Below are 2,703 nucleotides of genomic sequence, written 5' to 3'. Positions count from 1 at the left end.
CCCCAACCCGCTCACCCCACGTCCCCGTTGGCCCGGCGACGTCCTCGACTCGGCGATGACGTAAAGGGGTTGTCCGGGCGAAGGCACCCGGATAGGAAGGGATCATGACCGAACTCGGCGCCATCTTCCGCCCGCAGTTGCCCCCGGAGCGGCTCCGCGCGATCGCCCGGCTCGCGGACGCCACCGGCCTGGACGAGCTGTGGGTCTTCGAGGACTGTTTCCGCGAGGCCGGGATCTCGGCAGCCGCCGCCGCGCTCGCCTGGACGGAGCGGGTCCGTGTGGGCGTCGGCCTGCTGCCGGTCCCGTTGCGCAATGTCGCCGTCACCGCCATGGAGGCCGCGACCCTGCACCGGATGTTCCCGGGCCGCGTCAGCCTCGGCATCGGTCATGGTGTCCAGGACTGGATGGGGCAGGTCGGCGCCCGCCCCGCCTCTCCGCTGACCCTGCTGCGCGAGTACACCCTCGCCCTGCGCGGCCTGCTCAACGGCGAGCGGGTCACGACGCGGGGGCGGTACGTCACGCTGGACGACGTCGCCCTCGACTGGCCGCCGCCGGGCGGGGCCGAGGTGCTCGTCGGCGGGATCGGCCCGCGCACCCTGCGGCTGTCCGGCGAGGTCGCGGACGGCACGGTACTCAACGAGGCCTTCTCACCGGAGGGCGTACGCGACGCGAGGAAGCTGGTGCGGGAGGGCAGGGCCGCGGCCGGCCGGGACGCCGACTCGCACAAGCTCGTCGTCTATCTCTTCGCCGCCACGGGGGAGGACGCCGCCGCCCGGCTCCGGCGCGAGCTGGTCACGACCGGCCTCACCGACGTGCCCGGCCTGGGTGTGGCCGGTGGCGCGGCCGAGGTCGCCGACCGGGTCCAGCGGTATGCCGAGGCGGGCGCCGACACGGTCGTCCTCCTCCCGACCGCCGACGAACCCGACCCCGAGGGCTTCATCCGGTTCGTGGGCGACGACGTACGCCCCCTGGTGAAGTGACGGTGACGGCCACGATGAGCGCCCAGCAGCCGTCGCGGGACGGCGACGACCGGCCCCGCGGCTTCGAGGACCTCGTCGCCGAGGGCGCGGCCGTGCCCACCGAGGGGTGGGACTTCTCCTGGTTCGAAGGACGAGCCACCGAGGCCCGGCCCTCCTGGGGCTACGCGGTGTCCCTCGCCGGGCGTCTCGCCGTCGCCCGCGCCGCCCTCGACGTACAGACCGGGGGAGGGGAGGTCCTGGACTTCGCCCTCCGCCGGGCCGCCCCGAAGGCCCCCGTCCTCGCCGTCGCGACCGAGGGCTGGCCTGCGAACGTCGCCAAGGCCACCGCCGTGCTGCGCCCGCACGGGATCCCGGTCGTCGCCGTCGCGGAGGACGAGCCCCTGCCCTTCGCGGACGCCGCCTTCGACCTCGTCTCCAGCAGGCATCCCGTACGGCCGCCGTGGGCCGAGATCGCGCGCGTCCTCGAACCGGGCGGCACCTACTTCGCCCAACACGTCGGCCCGCGCAGCGTCTTCGAGCTGGTCGAGTACTTCCTCGGGCCGCTGCCCGACGAGGTGAGCGCCATCCGTCATCCGGACCGCGAACGTGCCGACGCCGAGGCGGCCGGCCTGGAGATCGTCGACCTGCGGGCGGAGCGGCTGTGCGTCGAGTTCCACGACATCGCCGCCGTCGTCCACTTCCTGCGCAAGGTGGTGTGGATGGTCCCGGGCTTCACCGCGGACCGGTACGAGGACCAACTGCGCTCCCTGCACGAGCGGATCGAGTCCGAGGGCCCGTTCGTGGCCCACAGCACCCGTCACCTCGTCGAGGCCCGTCGACCGGCCTGACAGCTGCGACCGGAACAACGGTCCTGTGCCAATCCGTCCACCCTGCCTTGGGTGGACGGATTGGCGAGGAACCGCCCTCCGAGACGCGGGCCCCACCGCAGGACGGCCCGCCCTCAGGCGCTGGCAGGCAGCGCCTGTCCCTCACCGCGACGGGCCACGGCCCCTTTGCGTCCGCCGCCCCCGCGAATCCGTCCGGACGTCGGCCGCCCCACCGGACACACCCCGACATACAGCATCGGTGAAGTCGGACGTTCTTCGCGTATCACTACACTCCGCCTCGCCTTCTCCACACGGTTTCCACATCGTTATCGCTGTTGGTCCGGACCCCTGTCGCGCCTCCGGTAAATTCATGCCCAGGCAATTCGCGCCAGCAAAGCTGCGCGGGCGTCACCGTGCAGTGGAGGGGGCTGCGCGGTGACGTGCCGCGTCAAGTGGACGCGCAGGTCGGGTAGCCCATCGGAGGGATGAGCGAACCGTTGGTCCCGGAAGGCTCAACCGGTGCGAAAACCTCCGCTTTCACTGGCGATCGGCCCTGTCCGCCTGGGATTTGACTGCCTTTCGGCCATGAATCACCTGCGAATCCCACCCGCCACGGCCACCGCCCCGTCGCCGCGTGACTGCGGAGAGTAATTTTTGCGCGCCATTGCACGCAGCATCCCTCACGAAGGGTTATGGTGGAAACCCCCCCTCGGGCCGGTCCGTATCCCCCCCACGGACCGGCCCGTTTTTTGTTGCCTTCAGGGCCATGCCCGAGCACACCACCCCAGAAGCCGCCCCCGCGCGCAGCGCCGGGCCCGCACCCGCAGCGCCGGGCCCGCCCGCACCCGCAGCGCCGGGCGTGTCCCGCGCCAGACCCGCCGGCGGTACCCGGCCCCCGAACCGCCAGGCGCCCCCTC

Annotated in this window: 2 protein-coding genes; both read left to right on the top strand. The window is 72.6% G+C overall.

The features are described 5' to 3' along the window. Positions 1-104 precede the first annotated feature (104 nt). Positions 105-980: an LLM class flavin-dependent oxidoreductase gene (locus P1P75_RS40900; RefSeq protein ID WP_319264947.1), complete on the top strand. Its 876-nt coding sequence runs from the start codon at positions 105-107 to the stop codon at positions 978-980. Positions 981-994: 14 nt separating this feature from the next. Then, positions 995-1,807 (top strand): methyltransferase domain-containing protein, encoded by an 813-nt coding sequence (locus P1P75_RS40895; RefSeq protein ID WP_319264944.1) that lies wholly within the window; start codon positions 995-997, stop codon positions 1,805-1,807. Positions 1,808-2,703: the final 896 nt, after the last annotated feature.

The organism is Streptomyces sp. ID05-39B, assembly GCF_033794725.1.
Taxonomy (GTDB): Bacteria; Actinomycetota; Actinomycetes; order Streptomycetales; family Streptomycetaceae; genus Streptomyces; species Streptomyces bobili.
This window is presented reverse-complemented; position numbering and strand designations above follow the sequence as displayed.

Bases quoted from the DNA above. Each gene is read 5' to 3' on its own strand.
- P1P75_RS40895 (WP_319264944.1), top strand. From the start codon at position 995: ATGAGCGCCCAGCAGCCGTCGCGGGACGGCGACGACCGGCCCCGCGGC.
- P1P75_RS40900 (WP_319264947.1), top strand. From the start codon at position 105: ATGACCGAACTCGGCGCCATCTTCCGCCCGCAGTTGCCCCCGGAGCGG.